The following is a 21,789-nucleotide window of genomic DNA, read 5'->3' as shown; positions in this document are numbered from 1 at the left end:
TACCAAATAGACATCTCCAAAAATCAAAAAGAAAATCAATTATTATCCATAAATTATCAATTACTCCCCTCCTGGGAGGGGGAGGGGCGAGGGGTGGGTTCCCTGTTCCCTGTTCCCTGTTCCCTGTTCCCTCTTCAATCAATTCTAAGATTAAAAGGCAAACGAGTATAAATTCCATAAGGGTCATTCATAGCTCTCAAACTAGCTAACTCCTGCTGCAACTTTTGAAATTCTGCCGTCAGTGGGTCTACCGGAGAAGTAGATATTTCAGCTTCCGCACCAGAAAGACTGCGGAAAATTCTTTGCTCCAAACTACGAGACTTAGGATATTCTTCAACTTTCCAACTATCCCCCAATTCCGCTTTTTCTGCCGCAAACTTAATCGCACCCTCTATTCCAGTAATCTCATCTACCAAACCTAATTCTTGAGCATTAACACCAGACCAAACTCTACCTTGAGCAATTTCAGCTACTTTCTCCTTTGGTAAATTACGAGCAGTTGCTACATTTGTAATAAAACGCTCATAAATTGAATCCACCATATTTTGAATTAACGCTAACTCCTCCTCCGTTTTAGGACGAGAATTATTATTCAGATCGGCAAATTGACCAATTTTCACTGTATCCCAAGTAATGCCATTTTCATTGCCTAGATCTTGAATATTGAACAAAACACCAAAAACTCCAATTGAACCTGTAATAGTAGTAGGTTCAGCGAATATTTTGTCTGCATTCATGGAAATCCAATATCCACCAGAAGCAGCTATATTACCCATAGATACAATTATAGGTTTTTGCTCCCTTGTCAGTTTGACTTCTCGACCAATAACTTCCGATGCTGAAGCACTTCCACCAGGACTATTCACTCGCAAAACTACAGCTTTAACTTTGTCATCAAATCGCAGTCGTCGCAATTCTTTTGCTAGGCGATCGCCTCCTATTTGCCTAGGAGTACCCGTACCATTAACTATTTCTCCCTCAGCGTAAACTACAGCAATTTTGTTTTTGCTTTTAACATCTCCACTGGCAACTTCTGCAACTTTTGGTACTCTGGTATAGTTGTTGAGACTAATTTGTGTAAAAGTTTTGTCATCCTCTTCTTTGCCAGTTAGCACTTTGAGTTCACTTAGCACTTCATCATAGTAGTCAACTCGGTCTACTAATTTACTATCTTCCGCAGCATCCGCCATCAAAATTCCCTGCTCATTAGCGATCGCCTGTAACTGCTGTATTGTTAACCCCCGACTGGGGGCTATTGTTTGCAGGTATTTACCCCAAATATCCCGTAACAATTGGAGATTTTGCTCTCTGTTTTCTGGACTCATTGTTTCTCGGATAAAAGGTTCAACCGCAGACTTATATTTACCCACCCTCGTTACTTGGACTCCAATACCAAATTTATCAAACGCCCCACTTAAGAACATAGTCTGTGAACTTAAGCCATTGAATTCTATAGCACCGAGAGGGTTAATCACAATTTCATCTGCTACCGAACCTAAATAATATTCTCGCTCTGTCCAGTCTACATCGTAGGCAATGATTTTTTTACCTGTTTCCCGGAACCGTTGAAGTGCCTGACGTATTTCTTGTAGATTTGCCAGTCCTGTTCTTCCTGGTGTACTGCTACCTTTAATGTAAAGACCGATGATTTTTTCATCTTGGGCAGCAGTATCAAGAGCATTAATTGCTTTTCGGAGAGTAATAGTTGCAGGTTGGTCCCCAGAGAGAGCTTCTTGAAGTGCTTCCCCGGTAGTGGAGATGGGTCTGGTGTCTGTAATATTCGTAGCGAGGTCGAAAACTAAGACCGATTTATCTTTAACTTGTGGGCCGATGTCTTTGGCCTTACTCGCGATGGAACCAACAAGAAATATTAGTCCGCCAAATCCTAAGCCGACAATTAGAGCAATTCCTAGTAAACTGCCAATCAGGCTGGCAAAAGTATATTTGAAGAAGTCTTTCATGTTTTCAGGTGGTTGGTTTTGGGTTTTTGGTGGTAGGTGGTAGGTTTTAGTCAAATAAATTAGGACTTACGCAGTACAACTTAATTTTCGTCCGAAGCGACCGACAGGGTTTGCGGAGCAGTCCGGAACAGAAAGCAATCTCAAATCCTAGTTTTTCGTACCTCATGCGTAAGTCCTGTTGGTTATTATAGCGTTTTCATCTGGGTGGTAGGTTTTAGGTTCAGGCGTTGCTGATTTAATGTATGAAATTCAATTAGTGGTAAATTTTCACCCAAAACAATAGTGGAAATTATACCTATTTCTGACTCTAAAGTCATTGGAAAATTCCTTTCTACCTACTGACTCAGTCCTCGGTCTTCCTGTGAAATCAAATCCGGTTGAATACTTATTATATAGTTGGGGGAGATGGGGAGATGGGGAGATGGGGAGATTGAAGTGTGGATAGAATTATCAGGACTTACGCAAATTGACTTTTAAAGCACCATTTGTAGGGGCGTTAACGATAGTTATGCGAAGCAAATGGTATTTGCTAACGCAAAGCTCCGAATGGCGCCCTCGCTATATGTAGAGTCTCTGCGTAAGTCCTGATTATAAACATATACTGTATAACCGGATTCTATATGAAATCATCAGCGAAACACACCGAAAATTAAAATCTAGATGGTGCGTTACATTTGATTAACGCACCCTACTGGACTACTACTCCCTACTCCCTACTCCCTCTTTTCTAGACTGCCAGATTTTTTCAGTTCAGATAAATTAGCATTACCCGTGCAAAAGAGGACTGTTGTAATTTCTGCTATTAAAATATCTACTAATATATTGAGAGATTCTTCTGATTCAGCCGCAGCTTGAAGGAATGGCCAAGCTAGCCCACTGAGGTCTGCACCGAGAGCGATCGCTTTTGCCACATCTACCCCATTGCGCAAACCTCCAGAAGCAATGAGCGGAATGTCTGAGTTGAAGGCGCGGATGTCAGTAATACATTTTGCTGTTGGTATACCCCAGTTGCCAAAAGTTTCTCCTAACCTGCGCTGACGTATATCTGTTGCTCGTTCCCCTTCAATTTTTGCCCAAGAAGTTCCTCCTGCCCCAGCTACGTCAATTGCTGCTACTCCAGCATCTATTAATTTTTGAGCCATTGTTCCGGAAATGCCATTACCTACCTCTTTGGCAATGACTGGTACTGGCAATGAGTAGCATAATTTTGATATTTTGTCAAATAATCCACGGAAATTTGTATCGCCTTCAGTTTGAATACACTCTTGCAAAGGATTAAGATGAAGAATCAGAGCATCTGCTTCTAAGATGTCGATCGCTTGTTGGCACTGCTCTATGCCATAATCATAATTTAGTTGAACTGCCCCTAGATTAGCAAATAGGAGAATATCCGGAGCGAGCGATCGCACAGCAAAAGTATCGGCCACTTGAGAATTTTCCACCGCCACTCGTTGTGAACCCACTCCCATTGCTATTTTATATTTTTGAGCAACTTTGGCTAACCGATAATTAATCATTTTTGCTTGTTCAGTGCCACCTGTCATCGAAGATATCAACAATGGCGCACCTAATTGTTTTCCCAGAAAAGTAGTGTTTGTAGTTATTTCGTTGCGATTTAGTTCTGGTAAACAACAATGGGTAAAACGGTAGCGGTCTAAACCATTAGTAATGTTATGAAATTGGACATCTGATTCCAGACAAATTCTGAGATGGTCTGCTTTGCGGTTTTGAGTTTGGGAGTTTGAATTCATCAGTTATATCATGTTCGGTTGAATACTTACACTTTGGAGGAAGGAAGGCAGTAGGCAGTAGGCAGTAGGCAGTAGGGAATATTGGTTCAAGGCCAGAAGTTTTTTATAACTGATTATCCGAAGATGATATTATGTGTTATTTCAAATGTTGGCATTAGTGAAAACATGTATGATATCATGTCCGGATAAGAGCGGGATAGAACACCGTTCCGCACTCCGCGTTAACGTGCGTTGTGCGCCAGGAAACAAAAAACTTTCTCCTTCTATTCCTTATTTCTTCTTCTTTCTTCTCTCCTGACTCCTGACTCCTGACTCCTGACTCCTAAGTAATTAAGATTAATATCATACCCTAATTTACCAACGCCCAAATGTTTATCAAAAAAATCCATTGCCATATCTATTAAAGCGGGGTCAAAAGCTTCACCTCTACCATGATAATGTCCCCAATCAGGTTTTTTTTCTAACTGAACTTCTACGCCTTTTTCTGATAGAGCATCTGCTAATAAAACACTTTGACTCATTGGTACAACATTATCTTTTTCTCCGTGCATAATTAGAAAAGGTGGATCTTGAGCATCAATATAATTAATGGGGTTAGTAAATGCTGCTAATTCTAATTTTTGCGAGACAGGTCCTCCTAATAACTTATGAGTTACTAAAGTATAAATATACCATTCTTTATCTTTATACTTTTCCTCAACAGCAGGAGTAATAGATTCTTCAAAAGCGGGAGGTACTTTCGTAAAGTCTGTAAGTGGATACCATGCACAAACTGCTTGTACGGCACTAGATATTTCTGGATTATTTGTTCCTTCCAATTCTTTTACTCCTGCTGATGTTCCTAATAAAGCACTTAAATGTCCCCCAGAAGAAGGTCCCCAAGCACCAACATTTTTAGGGTCTAGATCGTACTTATCTGCATTTTTTCGCAGCCAACGAACTGCTGTTTTAACATCCTGAATTTGGGCAGGAAATAGTGCTTCATTACTAAATCTATAGCTAATACAAGCCATGGCATAATTTCTCTGTACCACAATTTTTCCAGGGCAATATTCTTTAGTTCCTTGTAACCAACCACCACCATGAATGTAGATTAACAGAGGTAAAGGTTTCTCTGGTTTTGTTTCTGGTAAATATAAATCTAAAAGTAGTGCTTTTTCCTGATTTTGATAATTATAATTTCCATAAACAAGATTTTGTAAAACCTTAACTTCCATCGGTTTTTGCTGACAACTTGTAATTAATAATGTCAGCAACAGTAACAAAAATCTGAGGCGATGAGTCAACCTCCCAAAAACAATAGCCATCTGTTGTATTTTCTCACGAGAAATAATATAAAAATACACCTTAAATTAAAGAGTATTTTCTCTAACATAGCAATCTGTCTAGAGTTTGTCAAAAAACCAGAATAATATCAAATCCCCGTTTAAAAAACAACTTCTAACTTCTGACTTCGTTAAGCTGTTGGAGTCCAAAGTAACTCAAATACTAATAAATAATCAGGGGTAACTTTGCCTAACTCTTTCAAAGTTTGCTTGAAACTTTCTCTATTATTAACTTCAGCAAATAAAGGATAATCATCCTCCGTTCCCAACAACAAAGTCACAATAATATGACGATCTAGTTGCACATTATCATCAACAGTATTAACCTCAAACTTACACCTCTCAGCAAAAGATAACTGCTCAAAAATTCTTTCAGCTTCCTGTCTACTCTCCACGGTTTCCGAACTAGCAACAACATCAGTCCAATATTCCTTCGTTTGCAGCAGGACGATCGCCGACATCAATAATAACTCTACTCTACCTTCTGGGGTATCAATATCGATCTCCTCACTCATTTTTGCTAAGTTAGATTGAATATTATTTGCTGGTGCAACCATTGTTACCTGTAACTTACTCACAGTTACAATATCATTAACCAAATCTTCTGGTATAGTTGCAACTGGCAATGTTTCCTCAATAACTTCCACATATCCTGGTGACTCCTCAATAACTTCTATATATTCATCTTCCTCAGCTACCAATACTTCTCGACGACCGTCAAAAGCAGGAGCGATCGCCATAATTAAAACATAAAAAATACATACCAGCAAAATTCCAATTAAAAGTATAGTGAGAAACATTGGTAAAACTGTTGCGGGTCCATCGTAGTAGCTGTAAACAACTCGTTCGTGGACAGTAGGTTGGTAATAGTAACGGACTCTAGTAGTTGGATGCACATAATAAAATCGATTTGTACCAGGTTGCTCGTAATAATATCGTCTAGTGCTGCTATCAATAAAATAACGTTGCCCATTATCAATATTCATGTAGTAACGTCGTTGGGTTGCTGGTTGTACATAATAAAATCTCCCTGTACCTGCTTCCTGATAATAACGTTCTTGAGTTCCTGGACGGGTATAATAACGTCGTCCGGTAGCAGGTTCCACAGAGTAACGTTTTTTTGTAGTTGGAGCAAACGATCCACTGCGAGTCCGTCCACCAGTGTTGGTGTTATTGGTAGTGGGGCGAGTATTATTGTTTGGTTTGGTATTGTTGCTAGGTTGAGAAAATGAACCACTGCGCTGAGAGTTACTACCGGAAGTGGGAACTGGTTTTGTTGTGGGGCGAGTATTATTGTTTGGTTTGGTATTGTTGCTAGGTTGAGAAAATGAACCACTGCGCTGAGAATTACTACCGGAAGTGGGGACTGGTTTTGTTGTGGGGCGATTGTTATTGGTCGGTTTAACTATATTATTTATGGTAGGTTTGGGTTTTGAGTTACGAGGTTGAGACTGGGAACGGACAGGTTTACTGCGACTGGGGGAACTACTTCTACTTCTACTCGAACTTCCAGAACTACTTCTACTTGAACTTCCAGAACTACTTCTACTCGAACTTCCTCCTCTTCTTCCTGCGTAAGCAATGGAGGTATCTGTATTAATTAATTCGCTGATGTCATTACTATGGGGATTAATACTAACTTCATTAACCAAAAATAATGAGACAATTGTTGCTAAGATTAATTTAGATTTACGCATTTCCTGATTTTTCCTAATTTATCAAAGTAATTGAGTCTAAAATTCTTCCTTTGAAGGTGAAATATTTTTATAATGGGGATTTTGAACAACCCTCCAAAAATAACTTCTAACTTCTGAGTTTTGACTTCTGACTTCGTTAATAGCTAGCCTTTTTCTTAGCAATTTCTCGATTATTTCGATATAAATCAATTCTGTTTTGGGCAACCTCATATTTAGTGTGATATTCAGGAACTTCTTTCATTAAAACTAAAGCTTGATGCCAAGTTATCGCTACTTCATTCCACTGTGTTTGAGTATTAGCTATTTGAGCAAGTTCGGCTGCTTTTGTTGCTAGATTTATTCCCTCTATAAATGGGTCTGAAATAACTTCGGTTGTTTCTATATTTTTTGCAGTATTTTCGGAGTTAGTAGTAATAGTTGGATTTTCGGGAATATTGGCAGAATTAACCACAAAATTATTAGTTATATGATTTCCTAATGCTCCACTCCCTACAAGAGACAAAATCAAACCAATTATCATCAAGATAAAATTTTTTCTGATTTTTCTCTGACTCCAATTTGTTAGATAAAAAATGACAAAAGCAAAAGGAATAAATAAATAAGCAACACCCCATAATGTGCCTTCACTAAAAGCTTGAACTAAGCCCCATATTCCGCTTACTATTGCTAATATTAGACCTAGAATTAAGAATCCAATTCCTAGAAAAAACATTTTCCCTAAGTATCCTTAACGCAATGTATATTTATATGAGATTTATTTTTTTGTCTGTAATTCTATTTTAGGCTATTGAAAAAAAATATTCTACATTAAAAAAGCGGTTAGCACTCAGCACTCAGCACTCAGCAAGATTATTTTTCTAAAGTTTAGAAGGGGATTTTAATCCAAGCTCAAAAAGCTGATAGCTAGTTAAATATACTGAAATTTACGAAATGGACTAAGTTGTTTAAATACATAGCAGGAAATAGCGGTGCGACCCCGCGTTGGCGACAGATGCAAGCGGTCAGACCCCGCGACGACGACAGCTCGCTTGCGGAATGCTGACTCCTGTGAGGGAACGCGCACCAAGAGAGAGAATAGTGGGAAAAACATTCCCTTGTAATTTGATTCATCATTACTCTATGTCAAATAACAACTTGTTTTTGCTGCTAAATTTATAATATTCAGTTCAAAACGATCTGAAATTAACATCTTTTAGCCGTGTTAATATAATGTATTTCTCAGTGATATTTAAGATATGCAGATGAGAATAAACCACCAATATCAGGTTCACTTGATTAGCGATCGTAAAGTTATATCAAATCCGCCTGAAATTAACATCTTTTAGCCGTGTTAATATAATGTATTTCTCAGTGATATTTAAGATATGCAGATGAGAATAAACCACCAATATTATGAGATTAATTTTAACGACTGCCAGCATTTTTATCTGGAACAGGTGGTTGTTAGTTCTCTTGATGATTTTTTTGTTGTTGAATAATAGCTATTTCAGCTTCAGAAAAACTATCATTTAACTGATTTATTAGTCTTTTATCCTCTCGTAAAAAAGTCATAGTTGTTATGAAAAGTACTACCAACAAAAGAGAATCAAGTTTATTGTCCATAATTTTCTTTCTGGTACTTATAAATATATCAGAAAGAATTTAATGATTTATGCAAACTTAATTATTTTCAGAAATACAATTAAATAAATCTACTTAGAGTATTCATGTGGTAGCATTTTTTCAACTGTGAAAGATTAGTAACTAAGTACAGCAGTAGAAGCAAAGGTCAGGGCAGATATAGAAGCTCTAAAACTTAGGCAATGTAATACTTTTCCTTCTTCCTTATTCCTTCTTCTTTCTTCCTTCTTATCAAAGAAATATTTTCATATTATTTTGATAGCTATTTAACTCGTCACTTAAACTGTATAATTATTGAATTTATGCCAACTCATTCAAATTAGCATTCCGCAATTTATTCTCTAGTTCTTACAATAATCCTGCCGAATCTTGAACCATTGTATACAGACTAAGAATTTTTGCTTGTCGAGTATCTTTTCCAGCTTTTGCTAACTGAATATTTCGTTCTAAACTCGCAGCTAATTGTTCTAAGTGCTGTTGAGTAATATCAGAATTTGACCTTTGCTTACTCTTAACTTCTAATAGTTATCTTTGCAAATCCTCCACAGATAATAATGCCTCATTCTTCGGAATGTTTGCGGAGCATTCCGAAACGGAAAGCAATCTCCGTAATCTTGGCGATTACTCCTCTACAGTCGCAATGACAAGTATTTAACCGGACTTGATATTACGCATAAGGTAGGAAAAATTAGGATTTGAGATTGCTTCGTCGTTGTCGGTCGATTCGGACGGAAATACGTTGCAGGTGCGTAAGTCCTATGTATATCACAGTTGAAGGAAAGGGGACGGACATATCAAAAGTTTAAAATTCAGAAAACGCTGGATTTTTAGAGAACTAAATGCTTTCTTCCTTCTTCTATACTTAATCAATGATCCAATAACCATTTTCTCGCCAATATTGTTCTCTTAAAGCTGATTCTAAGTCATCTTCTCGAATCCAACCTTGAAATAATAAAAGCTCACCAATTTTTTGATCACATGAACTCTGAATATCTATTACTTGATTTAATTGATCTTCAGAAATTAATTGTCTGCGGATGAGAATTTCGCCTATTTTCATGATCATATTTCACCTATTTGAGATTGATGTAATTTTCTATAGGCACCCTCATAATTGACGTCATATATTAAGTGTCTATTTATCTTTATACTTAGTAATCAGCTAATTTCTGGAAATTTATGCAAAATTCGATCTAGCTAGGAATAAATCGTAAGAAATTAAAGCACCTGACTATATTATTCATCAACAAAACATGGCAATTTTACAGATATTACTAGTATCGTTTACAAAACTCAACATTTTAGATGTATAGACATTTCCATTCTACTAAACTCACCCAAAGCATTCAAAAAAAATGATCACTTATTTGACAGTTCTTGATAGGGTATCTCGAGAAAATCAGCCACAACATTAGCTAATTTTTTAACTTTTTCAATTTCAGAATCTCTTATTAAAGTGATTTCCAACTGATGATTTCGATTTTCTGCTGGTATACTAACTCTAATCTATAGGATTTATCTCCATCGCTATCTGTGCGACTTTCTAGAATTAATTCTTTGATTTGGGCAATAGAACTACTAAATCTTTTGTTGTTGAAGTCTTCCATTCCTAATTTTTTTTCTGAGGATATTTTCCCAGAAGGAAACATGGTTTTTTCGCCAATGCTACTATTAATTTTTGGAATCTCTGGAATTATGGTTTTAATTAATTGGTCTACATCTTTGAGCAGTAGAATAGCTGCAATGGATAATCCTGTCAATTCTAAGGGTAGTTTTGCTCGCTGAATAAATTTATACCAAATATTTTGTTGAGTCATTTTATCGGGTAAATATCAATTTTGAATAAAGCCAAAATTTTGGGTGCATCTCAATTTTGAATAAAGCCAAAAATTTATCGCTTTTAAGCAACAGGCAACAGGGAATATATAGGGAAAAAGTATTTTTACATATACAAGATACACCCATTTTATCCTAAGTAAATAAATTAAAATAGTAATTTATTGCTCCAGAATTACAAATTCATATTTTCCAGATTTACCATGAAGTTTTACCTGAACTAATACTGGTTTATCTTTCTCGATAAACTGGCGATCGCCTGACTCGCTAAATCTAATTTTTCCTGTTACTCCTTATCTCCACTTTAGGCAACAGACAACAGCTCCAGAAGGCAACAGGGAATATATAGGAAAAAAGTATTTTTACATATACAAGATACACCCATTTTATCCTAAGTAAATAAATTAAAATAGTAATTTATTGCTCCAGAATTACAAATTCATATTTTCCAGATTTAACATTAGGTTTTACCTGAACTAATACTGGTTTATCTTTCTCGATAAACTGGCGATCGCCTGACTCGCTAAATCTAATTTTTCCTGTTACTCCTTCTAGGGAAAAATTGGGATTAGATAAGATTCTTTGTAACTGTTTACGAGAATAATTACCCATCATTTCATCTACAGCTTTAATAATAGTTTTAGTCGCATCATAAGATTTAGCAGTACGCCAATTAATTTCCGCATTCCAAAACTTTTGAGCTGTTTGACTAAATTGGGAGTTAGGGTGACGATGCCAAGGAATAGCAAGAGTTAAATTTGCTCGGTCTGCTTGTTGACCTGCATCTTTTAATACCCTGGGATTATAAATAGAATCTCCACCCAATAATTTCAATCCTTTAGCATTATTAATGATGCCGATAACATTACTCAAAGTTCTGTCTGTAGCTGGAACTAAAAACATTATTTCTGCTCCTCGATTTTGTGCTTCTTCTACACAGTCACTGGCACTAAAATTCCCGGACGAAATATTGCACTTATATACGAATTTTTCTGGCAGTAATTTATTAAATTCTTTAGTTAAAGACTGACTATAAATATTACCAGGTATATAGGCAACTGCTATTTTTTTATCTGCCCAATTTTGTCGTTCCAAATAATTCCATAGAGTTTGAGCTGCTAGATGATCGTTTGGTGCAACTCTCAAGACAAATTTACCGAAATTTTTCAAAAGAATAGAAGTGCTAGTAGGAGAAATTACTACTAATTCTGCTTTGTTATAAATCTCTCCTGCTTGTAAAGTCATATCACTAGAAGAGTGACCAATAACGGCAATAATTTCTTCCTTTGCTACTAAGGTTTGAGCAATTTTTTCGGCAGTTTCTGGCAGATATTCATCATCAGCAATAGTAACTTTTAAAAATTTACCATTGAAACTACCAGAGCAATTTAGTTGATTTTCAGTATCTTTAATAGCCAGAGAAATTTCCGGTAAACCACAATTAAATTCGCTTTGAGCTTGAGCAACTCCTCGCAAAATTTCCTGGGAAATATCTGATTCCTGACTAATAGGAACGCTAACTGCTATTTCTATCTTTTGCCCAATATTAGTATCAGATTTTTGTTGAGCAATTGCATTATTCAAATAAATCAAAGTTTCCGGGTCATTTTTCTTGACTTGGAGAGACTGGCGAAATTGAGCGATCGCCTGAGCAAAGTTACCATTATAAAATTTTTCAATTCCTTCTTCTTTTGCCGGATTTTTCTCGGAAGAAATTAACAACTTTTCCCCCTGACTAATATTTTGTAAAATTGCTGGTTGTATCCCGATAACCTTAGTTTCAGTGAATTGATTTTTAACTAAATTTATCCCCAAAATTACCAATAAAATTCCTGTCGTTAGTCCTAAAGGCAGCTTAAATTTATTGATAACTTTCTGCCATAAATTGGAAGAAATTAACTGCTGCCAACTCAAAGGATGAGACAAAGCTGTTTCTTGAATACAAAGAGTAGGTAACCACATTGCCCCTGGATATTCAGATTCAAAATGTTCTAATCTTTCTCGAGCTATTCTCATAGATTTAAACAGAGATTGATTATTCGCAAATTCTGCGAAAAAATACTCTAAAAACTTCACTGCCACCAGGTCAGGAACAGGTTCTCGCATGACAATAATTCGTGATAAACCAAGCTTCGCTAACTGATTTGCTAAACCCAAACCATCACAGGAATTAAATATTGCCAACTGCAACCCATTATCTATTGCATATCTCAAAGAATTTTTAAATTCTTTAATACTTAATTTATCCCGTTCGTTCAAATAAATCCAACCAATTGAACCATCTTCTTTACTACAACTATGCCCGGCAAAAATCAATATATGATAACCAGGTTCCTCCCGCAAAGTATCAGATAAAATCTCCTGTGTTGGTTGATTTAAAAATCTTACCTCTGCACCCTTTTCTTTTAACTTTTGAATTACTTCTAAATCCAACTGTGTATTAATACCATCACTCTTACCAACTATGGCAATAATTCTTACTTTTGAAGATTTACGAGGCCGTCTAAATCTTCCTTGACCTCTAACTCGGATAGCAATTTCTGTTTGAGGAAAACGAGATTGAAATAAATTCCATTCTTGCCAAGGAATGCGACATAAATTAGGATTTTGAATATCCAAAAATAGACGAATTTCTGAATCAGAATTTCCTAGAGAACTTAACACAGAAATTAATTCATCCCGTACAGGTTGCCAACTACTCTCACCACTATCTAACCATTGATTAAGACTTATTTTAACTTGTTCTTTTTCCTCATTACTAGAATAATTAACTACTGATTGTGGACTAATCCGAGTTGCTACTTTTCTTACATCTTCTAACTGAGAATAAGCTGACTGCCATTGATTAAACGATTTTTCTAATTCCGCAGGTAGACATGGTAAAAAACCATCAATAGGCTCAAAATTAGCACCGATTGAATTTAAAATCACATGAAACCCATTTTCACCACTATCTATAAGTTTAATCTTAATAATTTTAATAGCTTCCATATTTATCTCCGGTCATCTTAAATTTAAGCATTCAGCCATCAGCTATCAGCCATCAGCTATTACTTTTTTTTTAGTTTTATATCATGTTTCCCCTCCGGGGGAGATACGCTAACGGACGGGTCAGTTATAAATAAAATTTAAGGGCTGACAGTACCAAATAAATACTGAAATTATCCATACTATTTTACCGAATAATTAATAATTAATAATTAAATAATTCTGGTTTAAAGCCTCCCCTTTTAAGGGGAAAAAAGAAATAATATTTCCTTATATTCAATTCCGCAACGGTTTTAACCAGAGGTAATTATCAATTATTCATTATCCATTATCCATTAATGAACATATTTCATAAGCATTCCTCCTTTCTTCCCTCCTGACTCCTGATGACTCACAACAGTTATTTATAAGTATTCAACCGTTAGCGTAGCTTCCCCCGGAGGGGGAACATGATATTAGATAAAAGCTTTACTAATTGAGTCAGAATTAAATTTTACTATCAAAACTGCTTTGAAAGTCTATATTAATTAAAATCTTATTATGAGATTTGAGAGCTGATAGCTAATAGCTGTTTGCGCAGCATTCCGCACGAAATAATTACCCTTAAACTACAAAATTTTCCCTAATTATTTGCTCATTTAAACTCATTTCTACAGTAAATTGTTCTTGAGGTTTACAACCAAACTCTAATTGTATCCAATCATCTGCTTCCCTAGCTTCAGTTTCCATGCAAGAATTACCAGATTCATCCAATATTTGCACTCGTAAACCAGCAGGTAAAAATGGAATTTTATTCGTAGTAGAAAGTCGCACACAAATATCTATTTCCTCCTCAAACTTATCCGTTAGTTTTACCGCTAATTCTGTAGCTTGTTCATTTACTCCACTACCCCAATTAATAATTTTCCCACAACTAATACTTAAATCATCCGTTGGAGATTGAGAAATACTATCCCTTGAAACTCTTAAACTTCTTGTAGATGTAGATAGTGACTGTAAACTTTGCCATTCTGCCGGAAAAAAACCTTCAAACCACCGACCTAAATTAACCCATTTTTGACACCAATCAATTTCGTCAATTAAAGCATCCAAAGATTCTATTTGTGTGAGGGGAATAGAATCTTGAAACCCATCAATATTTCTCACAGAAACAAATCCTAATATTTGTACTTGGTTTAAATCCTCCTCAAATTGAACCGCTATATAACCCATGCGGTTGTCAATAACTTCTGGAGGCAAAAATAATTCTTTTTCACCAGGAAATACCGGACGACATTCCACTTTGCCAATATTTGGTAAAACTAAATCAGCCACATTAAATATTGCTCTTGAACCAGGATGCCAACAATCACCTTGATGAATCGCGGTCTGAATACCTAAACACTTTAAATAACTTTGAACTGCCACAACAGCAAGAGTATTTAGGTAAACTTGTTTTCCTTTTTCAGGAGTTGCTTGTTCTGCTGCAAATTGCTCTGCATAACGATGAGCTTCTGCAGTCACAAAAACTTTTAATGCTTGTGAAAAAGTCATACTCATAATTCTTCTCCAAATTGATTAGCGATTTCTCTTAATAATGGAATACATCTGCGCTTCCAGTGGGAATAAACAGTTTGGTTACTGATATTTATACTTCTGGAAATATCGGCTATTTTTTTTGGTGGTTCTGTAAAATTCAACTGAATTGCTAATACTTGACAATTACATTCAGGATGTTTTTTCGGATGAGATGACCTGAGCTTTTCTTCTGGATCGGTCTCAATATATTGCCTCAAATACTCACCTTTTCTTTGACGTTTTGCTTTTTGCAATTCAGCAATTTTCTGTTCTAGTAAACTTAGACTATTAGCTGGTAAAATTTCTCCTAAAGTTGTTGAATTTTCTCCTTCACTACTAATAAGTTTATCCAAACTTTCATATCTATTATCTGGGGTATATAAGTCTTGGATACGCCATTTCAAATAGCCATTAATCCAAACAACAAAACTTCTTTCCCAGGAAGGAGGCCGAGATTCAAAATTTTGAATATTTTTGCAGACCCATTCTAATGTCCGATTAAAAGCCTCCAGATAATCCTGGTGGGACGAACTATATAGTCCAGGGAGTTGTTGAATTAATATCAATAGACGATTAATAGCTTTCTGGCGTTCTAGACTCGGATTTTGATATTGCTTTATTTGGGTAATTAGATTTTGTAATTGGTCCTCCACAGCGATCGCTCTCCTATCACATAAAGTTGAAGATTATGAGTCGAGCTTATCAAAGTTCTAACTATTTTGGCTTAGACCCCATATATAGCAGAAGGAAGAAGGAAGAAAGAAGAAGGAAGAAGGAAAAAGCTTGTGTTATCTGAGTTTTGAGCTTTTGATATGTCAAACACCTTTCCTTCGACTGCCATATATATATCTGTCCTAGATAAGATTTTTATGCAATTTGTTCAAAAATTATTGAAGAAGGAAGAGGGAAGTAACTCAAAAGTCAAAAGTCAAAAGTCAAAAGTTAAAAGTTAAATTTTATCGGCGCAAAACTTTGATGCTACAGTAATTTACCGAATAATTAAGGTAAAAATCCTCTCCTTTTAAGAAGAAACAAGAAAAAATTTTCCTTTGATTCAATCCTCTTCCTTTTAGGGAGAGAGAGGTAATTATCAATTATCCATTATCAATTCTTGAAGGAAGTTATTTAACATTTAAAAGGAGCAAAACTATTTGTGACATCTTTAAAATTAATTGGTATAAGAAAGAAGAAAATAAGTTATAAGTCAAAAGTCAAAAGTTAAAAGTTAGATTTTATCGGTTCAAAACTTTGATGCTACAGTAATTTACGGAAGTTATTTAACATTTAAAGGAGCAAAACTATTTGTGACATCTTTAAAATGAATTGGTATAAGAAAGAAGGGGTTATTTCAGTTATCAGTTGTAAATGTTGTAAATTTTGAAAAAAAGGGAAATGGTAAGCATTAAGCCGTCAGCTATCAGCTATTGCTTTTAGTTGACGATAAAAGCTTTATTAATTATCTTACTAAATTTGTCTTCTATTCCCTATTCCCTATTCCCTGTTGCCTACTATACGTTATACTGATCATATAAGTGTTTCGTAATGGTTTTTTCAGATGGTAGTAGGTACAACAGAAGCAGCTTTTCTCCTAAAGATCTCAACTGCTAGGGTGCGGGTATTACTGAAAGAAGGTCGGATTAAGGGAGCTAATAAAAAAGGACGATCTTGGCTAATTCCTCTTAATAGTCAAGGGATACCAGAAATTATTCCAGGTAGGCGTGGTCCTGATGGTACTTGGAATAAAGGACAACGTACAAGCAAAACAGTTATTCAGATATTGCCTACCGTTATCAATGCTAATCATCAAAACGGCACTTGTTTACCAGCAATTAATATTCAGCAGGGCGATCGCCATCATTTATGCCATGAAGCTGATATTCTCGGACCTTGCAAAATTATCTATCAACCCTCTCAACATAATTCTCATCATACTGAGGAAACAAATTTATGGATTGAAATTCACCCAGAAGTACAAATTACTCATAGAGTATTCTCTGATGTAGATGAAAGTTTCCAAAAATCTATAGAAAGGGATTCAACAATTAATTATTAATTATTAATTATTACCTTTGCTTGAAAACGGATAGGATTGACCGCTTAAGGAAAATTTTTTCTTTTCTCTTGGTCTCATTGATATGGCGAGAAGACCTCACCATCCCTCGACCGCTTTTCTCCTTTAAATGTTAAATAATTTCGGTAGCATCAAAGTTTTGAACTGATAAAATCTAACTTTTGAATGCATGACTTTTGACTTTTGAATTCCGTGAAACGCTATAACTCAAATAAATTTTCATGTTTGAACAATTTACCTACCACAAAATCCCCACTTCCAATGCCACCATTAATTTAGTCAAAGGTGGAAAAGGTTATCCCCTACTACTATTACATGGCTATCCTCAAACTCATATTATGTGGCACAAAGTCGCTCCCGCTCTTGCCCAACACTTCACCGTCATCTGCACAGACTTACGCGGTTATGGCGAGAGTGACAAACCACCCTCCGATCCTCAACATCTCACCTATTCCAAACGAGTGACTGCCCAAGACCAAGTAGAAGTTATGGCAGCTCTAGGTTACTCCAAATTCTTGGCAGCAGGTCACGACCGTGGAGGTAGAGTTCTCCATCGCCTTTTACTCGACCACCCCCACTGTGTGGAAAAAGCAGCAGTTCTCGATATTGTACCAACCAGGAAAATTTTTCAAACTGTCAACCAACAACTGGCGACTGCTTATTCTCACTGGTTTTTTCTGCTCGAACCCTACAATATTCCCGAACGCCTGATCGGTTCTGACCCAGCATTTTATCTTGTCAGCAAACTAAAACAGTGGAGTTATGACCAAGCTGCTTTTACCGAGAATGCTATAGCAGAATACATTCGTTGTTTTAGCGACCCTGCCAGTATTCATGGAACTTGTGAAGACTATCGTGCCGCAGCTAGTATTGATTTGGAACATGATGCAGAAGATATTAACAGTAGAATAGAATGTCCGTTACTTGTGTTGTGGGGAAAGCGCGGGGTGATGGAAAAATGTTATGATGTGCTGGAAACTTGGCGAGAAAGAGCAATAGATGTGCGCGGTCAAGCTTTTCCATGTGGTCACTTTTTGCCAGAGGAAGCTCCAGAGGAAACAACTCAGGCATTACTTGATTTTTTTATTGAGGGAGTAGGGAGTAGGGAGTAGGGAGTAGGGAGTAGGGAACAGAAGAACATCTTGAGCATATTTGTATAGCGCTATATCTAAATACCACACCCAGTACAGGTACTCAGAAAACAATTATTGAACTGATTCTTGAGTCTGTTCAGTTGCAGTAATGGCTTGAAATCGCTCATCTGAATAGAGATGACTAAAATCAGAGTCTTCCTTAGCCGAATCCTTACAGCGCTTTTCAAATTGATGAACCACATCTTCACAGGCAAAAATCGTGTAGGGGCGATTTCCTACGGAATGCTCCGCAAACGCGAATCGCCCCTACTGTAGTTTACCCAAATGAAAATCGCTGTAAGACTTTTGTCTAATTCCACAGCTATTCTGAGATTTGCCAATGCCAAGCTATCTTCTTTTAATTTTGTCTTCTATTCCCTGTTCCCTGTTCCCTAGAACCAAAAATTTTGTACCTCTCCAGCATGGGAATTTCTATATAAAACTGCCACAGGGAAAAACTCAAGGTAAACTTTTGAATATATAAACTCAAATAAATAACATATAATGATACGATTAAAACTGTGGCAATTAGTAATTTTAGCTTTTCCCCTTGTTAGTGTTGTAGCTTTCCTGATGATATCTGCCGGAATGCAAATCAACCAGTGGGGAATAAACTGGATATGGGGCGTATTTATCCTCCTCTTTGTGGGATGGCGTTGGTTACTGGTCAAATGGACGCGACCGGCAGTTGCACAAATGAAAGAGGTAATGGCAAAAGTTAACAAACAAATAGAATTTACTGATGACACGACAACCCTACCCACAAAAAGTGATGCAACTCTCCAGGTAGAAACTGCTCTGCAAGAAATTCTGAAATCATCACGCAACGACCTTCCTCTGTGGGAAGACTGGCAAACATTTTGGCAACGTTGTCAAGCAGTAATAGTTGCTGTTGCTAATACTTACCATCCGGAGGGCAAATATCCTCTGCTCAATATCTACATTCCCCAAGCTTACGGTCTAATTCGAGGTACAGTTGATGATATGAATCGATGGATGCAAAAATTATCTCCAACCTTGAATCAAATAACTGTCGGTCAAGCGTATCAGGGATATGAAATTTATCGCAAATTAGAACCTTCAGCACGGAAACTTTTCCAAGCTTGGGGTTTAGCACAATGGTTTTTTAACCCAGTAACAGCAGCAGCTAAACTAGCAAGTCGGCGTTACAGTGACCAGGCAAACCAACAGTTATTGATGAATTTCAGTCAGATATTACGGGAAGTGGCATTGCGAAATCTTTGCCAGCAGGCGATCGCTCTCTACGGAGGCAAAAACCTAGAATTTTCTGAGTCTGTTATTCCCAGTCCTAGTCTCCCGAAGGCAGAAACTAAAACTCTCGAACAAATTCTCGAACAAGCTCAACCCGCTGAAACTGTAGAGCAAAAACCTGTTAATATTTTGTTGGTGGGGCGCACTGGAGCGGGAAAGAGTAGTTTGATTAATACTCTGTTTCAAGCTGACTGTGCTGAAGTTGATGTATTACCGAGTACCGATAAAATTCAAAATTATCAATGGCAGCAAACTGGAGAGACTCTCAATTTGTGGGATACACCAGGTTACGAACAAGCAAACCGCCCAGACTTGCGGGAACTTGTACTCGACTATGCTGAAACTGCTGATTTATTGTTGCTGGTTACTCCTGCTCTCGACCCGGCGCTACAAATGGATGTAGACTTTCTCCAAGACATAAAAATAGAAATTGCAGATTTGCCTGCTATTGTGATTGTTACCCAAGTTGACCGTTTGCGACCTATCCGAGAATGGCAACCTCCTTATGATTGGGTTTGGGGTAAAGGTGCGAAGGAAAAGTCTATTCGGGAGGCGACTCAATATCGCGCAGAAATATTTGGGGATTTTTGTAATCAAGTTTTGCCTGTGGTTACGGGGGATATTCAAAGTAACAGAGGTGCTTGGAATGTTGATGCTATTTCTATGTCTTTGCTAGAAGCTATTGGTCCTGCTAAACAAATACGTCTGGCTCGGTTTTTGCGCGATCGCGAGGTTCGTACTGTTGCAGCAGCTAAAATTATCGATCGTTACACTTTTCAAATGGCGACTACTCAGGGGTTAACTGCTTTGTTAAAGAGTCCAGTGTTGCAGTTTGTTTCTACTCTGACAACTGGTTCGCCAACTTTAGCTTATTTGTTGGCAGAAAAAATTCCGGTGGAAGAGTTGCCTGTGGTTATTGGTAAGTTACAAATGGCTTACGATTTATTTTCCCTCTTTAGTGGGGATGCAAATTTAGGTAGTTTTGACTTACTGGCACTTTGGCCTTTGTTATTAGAAAATCCTTCTTCACCAGACCGGAATGCTTGGGCATTTGGTCACGCTTTGGTAGAATATTGGATGCAGAATTTGACAGTTGAACAGTTACGGGAAAGGTTTGATAGTTATGTTCAGCAAAGGTAAAAATTATAGCGATAATTAATTCAATTGTTGTAAAAATTTTAGCGAATCAAATTAATTACTTGATTTTGCTTAGGTCTTTATAACTGTTATTTAATTACAGCGGTCGCCTTTATTCGCCACAGAATTATGAAATTTGTATCTTGAAGATTTAGTAAAGATCAGTCTTTATTTATGAAGATTTAATGAAGTTGGCCTAAAACACTTGCAACTTAAATTTTACTGATGTAAAGTTGAATCACTAAGATATCTGAATAAACAAAAAACTCAATCTACATCTATCATCAGTAATATAAATGAAAAACTTCAACTCATCTTTTCAGGGTCTCCTAATTGCTACAGCTACAAGTGCTATTTCTTTGTTTGCTTTAACTAACTCTGCTATGGCTTTTTTACCCTTAGTTGATACTGAAGATACTTTTCATGTAAGGAGCATTCTCGACCGGGATTTTAATGGTGTATCGCATAATCTATCTGTAAATTCTAATTCTTTCAATGATGTGTTTGGTAATTCTGGAGACTTAACTATTACAGAAGAAAAAACACCTACACTTTGGGAAGATTCTACTGTGTATGCCGATACTACAGTTTCCAAATTCATGACTTTTCAGGGCAAAACTCCTACAGAGACTAATTTACTGATCACGAACTCTACTGTGCCTTTCGATCCATTAAAACCTTTCAATGAGGGGTTGGGTGATTTTGAGGCTAAATTTAATCCATTGACACTAGGACCTATACTGTGGTGGTGGTTCGCTTCTAGTCTTGTGCTAGGTTGTATCACACTAGGGTTTAATGATAGAAGATACAGGAAAAACTAAAGGTTAAAAGGTAAATTATGAGAGGATAAAAGCGGATTTTTCTCGTTCTAGATATTTTCTGATGAGATACCAATTTCTCTTAATTACTCCTAATGATATTTTCGGTGTTGCTGAGAGTAAAACCTATTTTTCTGGAGTTTTTACTCTTTTAATTATTACTATATATGAGCACACCTTTTCCATTATATTTATAATATCTTGTCAAGTATTTGATGTCAAGTCATATTTTCAATTTTTTGAGATTTTTTTGATGAAATTTTTGAGTCAAAGACAGAATAAATCTTGACTTGTTTTTCTTGTCTCTTCAATCTATTTTTTCCTTGATTATTTTTGAGGCGATCGCTACTTGCTCATCTACAACTGCTATATTACTTCTACTGTGGAAAGTTAGGATTTTTTTTGAGGTTTGCCTGGGGATGATAATTCAGTATACTTTCTTATTTCCTGATTGAATCTTTCTGGATTTGATGATTTTTAGCGATGCGATCTCACTGGGTGACAAGCCCTTCAAAACTATTGTATGATCAGGATTTAAAGGATATCCACTCTGCCTAAATTTGACGGTTTTTATGAGAATAATAATTATTCTTAGTAGTGATGTGGGTTCGCGATATAGCTGC

Annotated in this window: 16 protein-coding genes; 4 read left to right on the top strand and 12 right to left on the bottom strand. The window is 36.5% G+C overall.

Going from position 1 to position 21,789, the window contains the following annotated elements; all coding sequences use genetic code 11:
• Nucleotides 1-134: 134 nt before the first annotated feature.
• The 12 genes from sppA to F6K06_RS26790 form a co-directional block, all read right to left on the bottom strand.
• Entirely contained in the window at nucleotides 135-1,961 is a 1,827-nt protein-coding gene (sppA, locus tag F6K06_RS26845) for a signal peptide peptidase SppA (protein WP_124147783.1), read from the bottom strand.
• 185 nt (nucleotides 1,962-2,146) lie between these two features.
• Nucleotides 2,147-2,278, bottom strand: a complete 132-nt coding sequence (locus F6K06_RS26840) for a hypothetical protein (RefSeq protein ID WP_282433664.1) — start codon at nucleotides 2,276-2,278, stop codon at nucleotides 2,147-2,149.
• Between the two features lie 396 nt (nucleotides 2,279-2,674).
• Nucleotides 2,675-3,712 carry a type 2 isopentenyl-diphosphate Delta-isomerase gene (gene fni, locus F6K06_RS26835; RefSeq protein ID WP_124147784.1) on the bottom strand — a complete coding sequence of 346 codons (1,038 nt, stop codon included), beginning with the start codon at nucleotides 3,710-3,712 and terminating at the stop codon, nucleotides 2,675-2,677.
• Between the two features lie 263 nt (nucleotides 3,713-3,975).
• Nucleotides 3,976-5,019 (bottom strand): alpha/beta hydrolase, encoded by a 1,044-nt coding sequence (locus F6K06_RS26830; protein WP_124147785.1) that lies wholly within the window; start codon nucleotides 5,017-5,019, stop codon nucleotides 3,976-3,978.
• 149 nt (nucleotides 5,020-5,168) lie between these two features.
• Nucleotides 5,169-6,734, bottom strand: a complete 1,566-nt coding sequence (locus F6K06_RS26825) for a DUF1517 domain-containing protein (protein ID WP_287323315.1) — start codon at nucleotides 6,732-6,734, stop codon at nucleotides 5,169-5,171.
• 136 nt (nucleotides 6,735-6,870) lie between these two features.
• Nucleotides 6,871-7,446, bottom strand: a complete 576-nt coding sequence (locus tag F6K06_RS26820) for a hypothetical protein (RefSeq protein ID WP_287243631.1) — start codon at nucleotides 7,444-7,446, stop codon at nucleotides 6,871-6,873.
• A 731-nt stretch (nucleotides 7,447-8,177) separates the two neighbouring features.
• A complete protein-coding gene (locus F6K06_RS26815; RefSeq protein ID WP_161564650.1) occupies nucleotides 8,178-8,336 on the bottom strand; it encodes a hypothetical protein in 159 nt (52 codons plus the stop codon).
• Nucleotides 8,337-9,216: 880 nt separating this feature from the next.
• Nucleotides 9,217-9,414 carry a hypothetical protein gene (locus F6K06_RS26810; RefSeq protein ID WP_124146446.1) on the bottom strand — a complete coding sequence of 66 codons (198 nt, stop codon included), beginning with the start codon at nucleotides 9,412-9,414 and terminating at the stop codon, nucleotides 9,217-9,219.
• A 391-nt stretch (nucleotides 9,415-9,805) separates the two neighbouring features.
• On the bottom strand, nucleotides 9,806-10,171 hold the full coding sequence (locus tag F6K06_RS26805; protein WP_124146447.1) for a hypothetical protein: 366 nt from the start codon (nucleotides 10,169-10,171) through the stop codon (nucleotides 9,806-9,808).
• A 436-nt stretch (nucleotides 10,172-10,607) separates the two neighbouring features.
• Nucleotides 10,608-13,181, bottom strand: a complete 2,574-nt coding sequence (locus tag F6K06_RS26800; protein WP_287243629.1) for an ABC transporter substrate-binding protein — start codon at nucleotides 13,179-13,181, stop codon at nucleotides 10,608-10,610.
• A 600-nt stretch (nucleotides 13,182-13,781) separates the two neighbouring features.
• The gene (locus F6K06_RS26795; RefSeq protein WP_124146449.1) at nucleotides 13,782-14,717 is read right to left on the bottom strand and encodes a DUF1822 family protein; all 936 of its coding nucleotides are present in this window, start codon (nucleotides 14,715-14,717) and stop codon (nucleotides 13,782-13,784) included.
• Nucleotides 14,714-15,388: a hypothetical protein gene (locus F6K06_RS26790; protein WP_124146450.1), complete on the bottom strand. Its 675-nt coding sequence runs from the start codon at nucleotides 15,386-15,388 to the stop codon at nucleotides 14,714-14,716. Before F6K06_RS26790 ends, F6K06_RS26795 begins: the two co-directional genes overlap by 4 nt.
• A gap of 902 nt (nucleotides 15,389-16,290) precedes the next feature.
• On the opposite strand from F6K06_RS26790, the gene F6K06_RS26785 reads away from it, so the two are divergent.
• The 4 genes from F6K06_RS26785 to F6K06_RS26770 all read left to right on the top strand — a co-directional run bounded on the left by F6K06_RS26785 (nucleotide 16,291) and on the right by F6K06_RS26770 (nucleotide 21,169).
• Complete coding sequence (locus tag F6K06_RS26785; RefSeq protein ID WP_124146451.1) at nucleotides 16,291-16,788, top strand: helix-turn-helix domain-containing protein; 498 nt, start codon at nucleotides 16,291-16,293, stop codon at nucleotides 16,786-16,788.
• A gap of 239 nt (nucleotides 16,789-17,027) precedes the next feature.
• Nucleotides 17,028-17,918 carry an alpha/beta fold hydrolase gene (locus F6K06_RS26780; RefSeq protein WP_124146452.1) on the top strand — a complete coding sequence of 297 codons (891 nt, stop codon included), beginning with the start codon at nucleotides 17,028-17,030 and terminating at the stop codon, nucleotides 17,916-17,918.
• 525 nt (nucleotides 17,919-18,443) lie between these two features.
• A complete protein-coding gene (locus F6K06_RS26775; RefSeq protein ID WP_124146453.1) occupies nucleotides 18,444-20,351 on the top strand; it encodes a GTPase family protein in 1,908 nt (635 codons plus the stop codon).
• Nucleotides 20,352-20,644: 293 nt separating this feature from the next.
• Entirely contained in the window at nucleotides 20,645-21,169 is a 525-nt protein-coding gene (locus F6K06_RS26770) for a hypothetical protein (protein ID WP_287243626.1), read from the top strand.
• Nucleotides 21,170-21,789: the final 620 nt, after the last annotated feature.

Source organism: Okeania sp. SIO1H4 (assembly GCF_010672695.1).
Taxonomy (GTDB): Bacteria; Cyanobacteriota; Cyanobacteriia; order Cyanobacteriales; family Microcoleaceae; genus Okeania; species Okeania hirsuta.
The sequence above is the reverse complement of the archived record's forward strand: the minus strand, read 5'-3'. Positions and strand labels throughout refer to the sequence as shown.

Bases quoted from the DNA above. Each gene is read 5' to 3' on its own strand.
- sppA (WP_124147783.1), bottom strand. From the start codon at position 1,961: ATGAAAGACTTCTTCAAATATACTTTTGCCAGCCTGATTGGCAGTTTA.
- F6K06_RS26840 (WP_282433664.1), bottom strand. From the start codon at position 2,278: ATGACTTTAGAGTCAGAAATAGGTATAATTTCCACTATTGTTTTGGGT.
- fni (WP_124147784.1), bottom strand. From the start codon at position 3,712: ATGAATTCAAACTCCCAAACTCAAAACCGCAAAGCAGACCATCTCAGA.
- F6K06_RS26830 (WP_124147785.1), bottom strand. From the start codon at position 5,019: ATGGCTATTGTTTTTGGGAGGTTGACTCATCGCCTCAGATTTTTGTTA.
- F6K06_RS26825 (WP_287323315.1), bottom strand. From the start codon at position 6,734: ATGCGTAAATCTAAATTAATCTTAGCAACAATTGTCTCATTATTTTTG.
- F6K06_RS26820 (WP_287243631.1), bottom strand. From the start codon at position 7,446: ATGTTTTTTCTAGGAATTGGATTCTTAATTCTAGGTCTAATATTAGCA.
- F6K06_RS26815 (WP_161564650.1), bottom strand. From the start codon at position 8,336: ATGGACAATAAACTTGATTCTCTTTTGTTGGTAGTACTTTTCATAACA.
- F6K06_RS26810 (WP_124146446.1), bottom strand. From the start codon at position 9,414: ATGAAAATAGGCGAAATTCTCATCCGCAGACAATTAATTTCTGAAGAT.
- F6K06_RS26805 (WP_124146447.1), bottom strand. From the start codon at position 10,171: ATGACTCAACAAAATATTTGGTATAAATTTATTCAGCGAGCAAAACTA.
- F6K06_RS26800 (WP_287243629.1), bottom strand. From the start codon at position 13,181: ATGGAAGCTATTAAAATTATTAAGATTAAACTTATAGATAGTGGTGAA.
- F6K06_RS26795 (WP_124146449.1), bottom strand. From the start codon at position 14,717: ATGAGTATGACTTTTTCACAAGCATTAAAAGTTTTTGTGACTGCAGAA.
- F6K06_RS26785 (WP_124146451.1), top strand. From the start codon at position 16,291: ATGGTAGTAGGTACAACAGAAGCAGCTTTTCTCCTAAAGATCTCAACT.
- F6K06_RS26780 (WP_124146452.1), top strand. From the start codon at position 17,028: ATGTTTGAACAATTTACCTACCACAAAATCCCCACTTCCAATGCCACC.
- F6K06_RS26775 (WP_124146453.1), top strand. From the start codon at position 18,444: ATGATACGATTAAAACTGTGGCAATTAGTAATTTTAGCTTTTCCCCTT.
- F6K06_RS26770 (WP_287243626.1), top strand. From the start codon at position 20,645: ATGAAAAACTTCAACTCATCTTTTCAGGGTCTCCTAATTGCTACAGCT.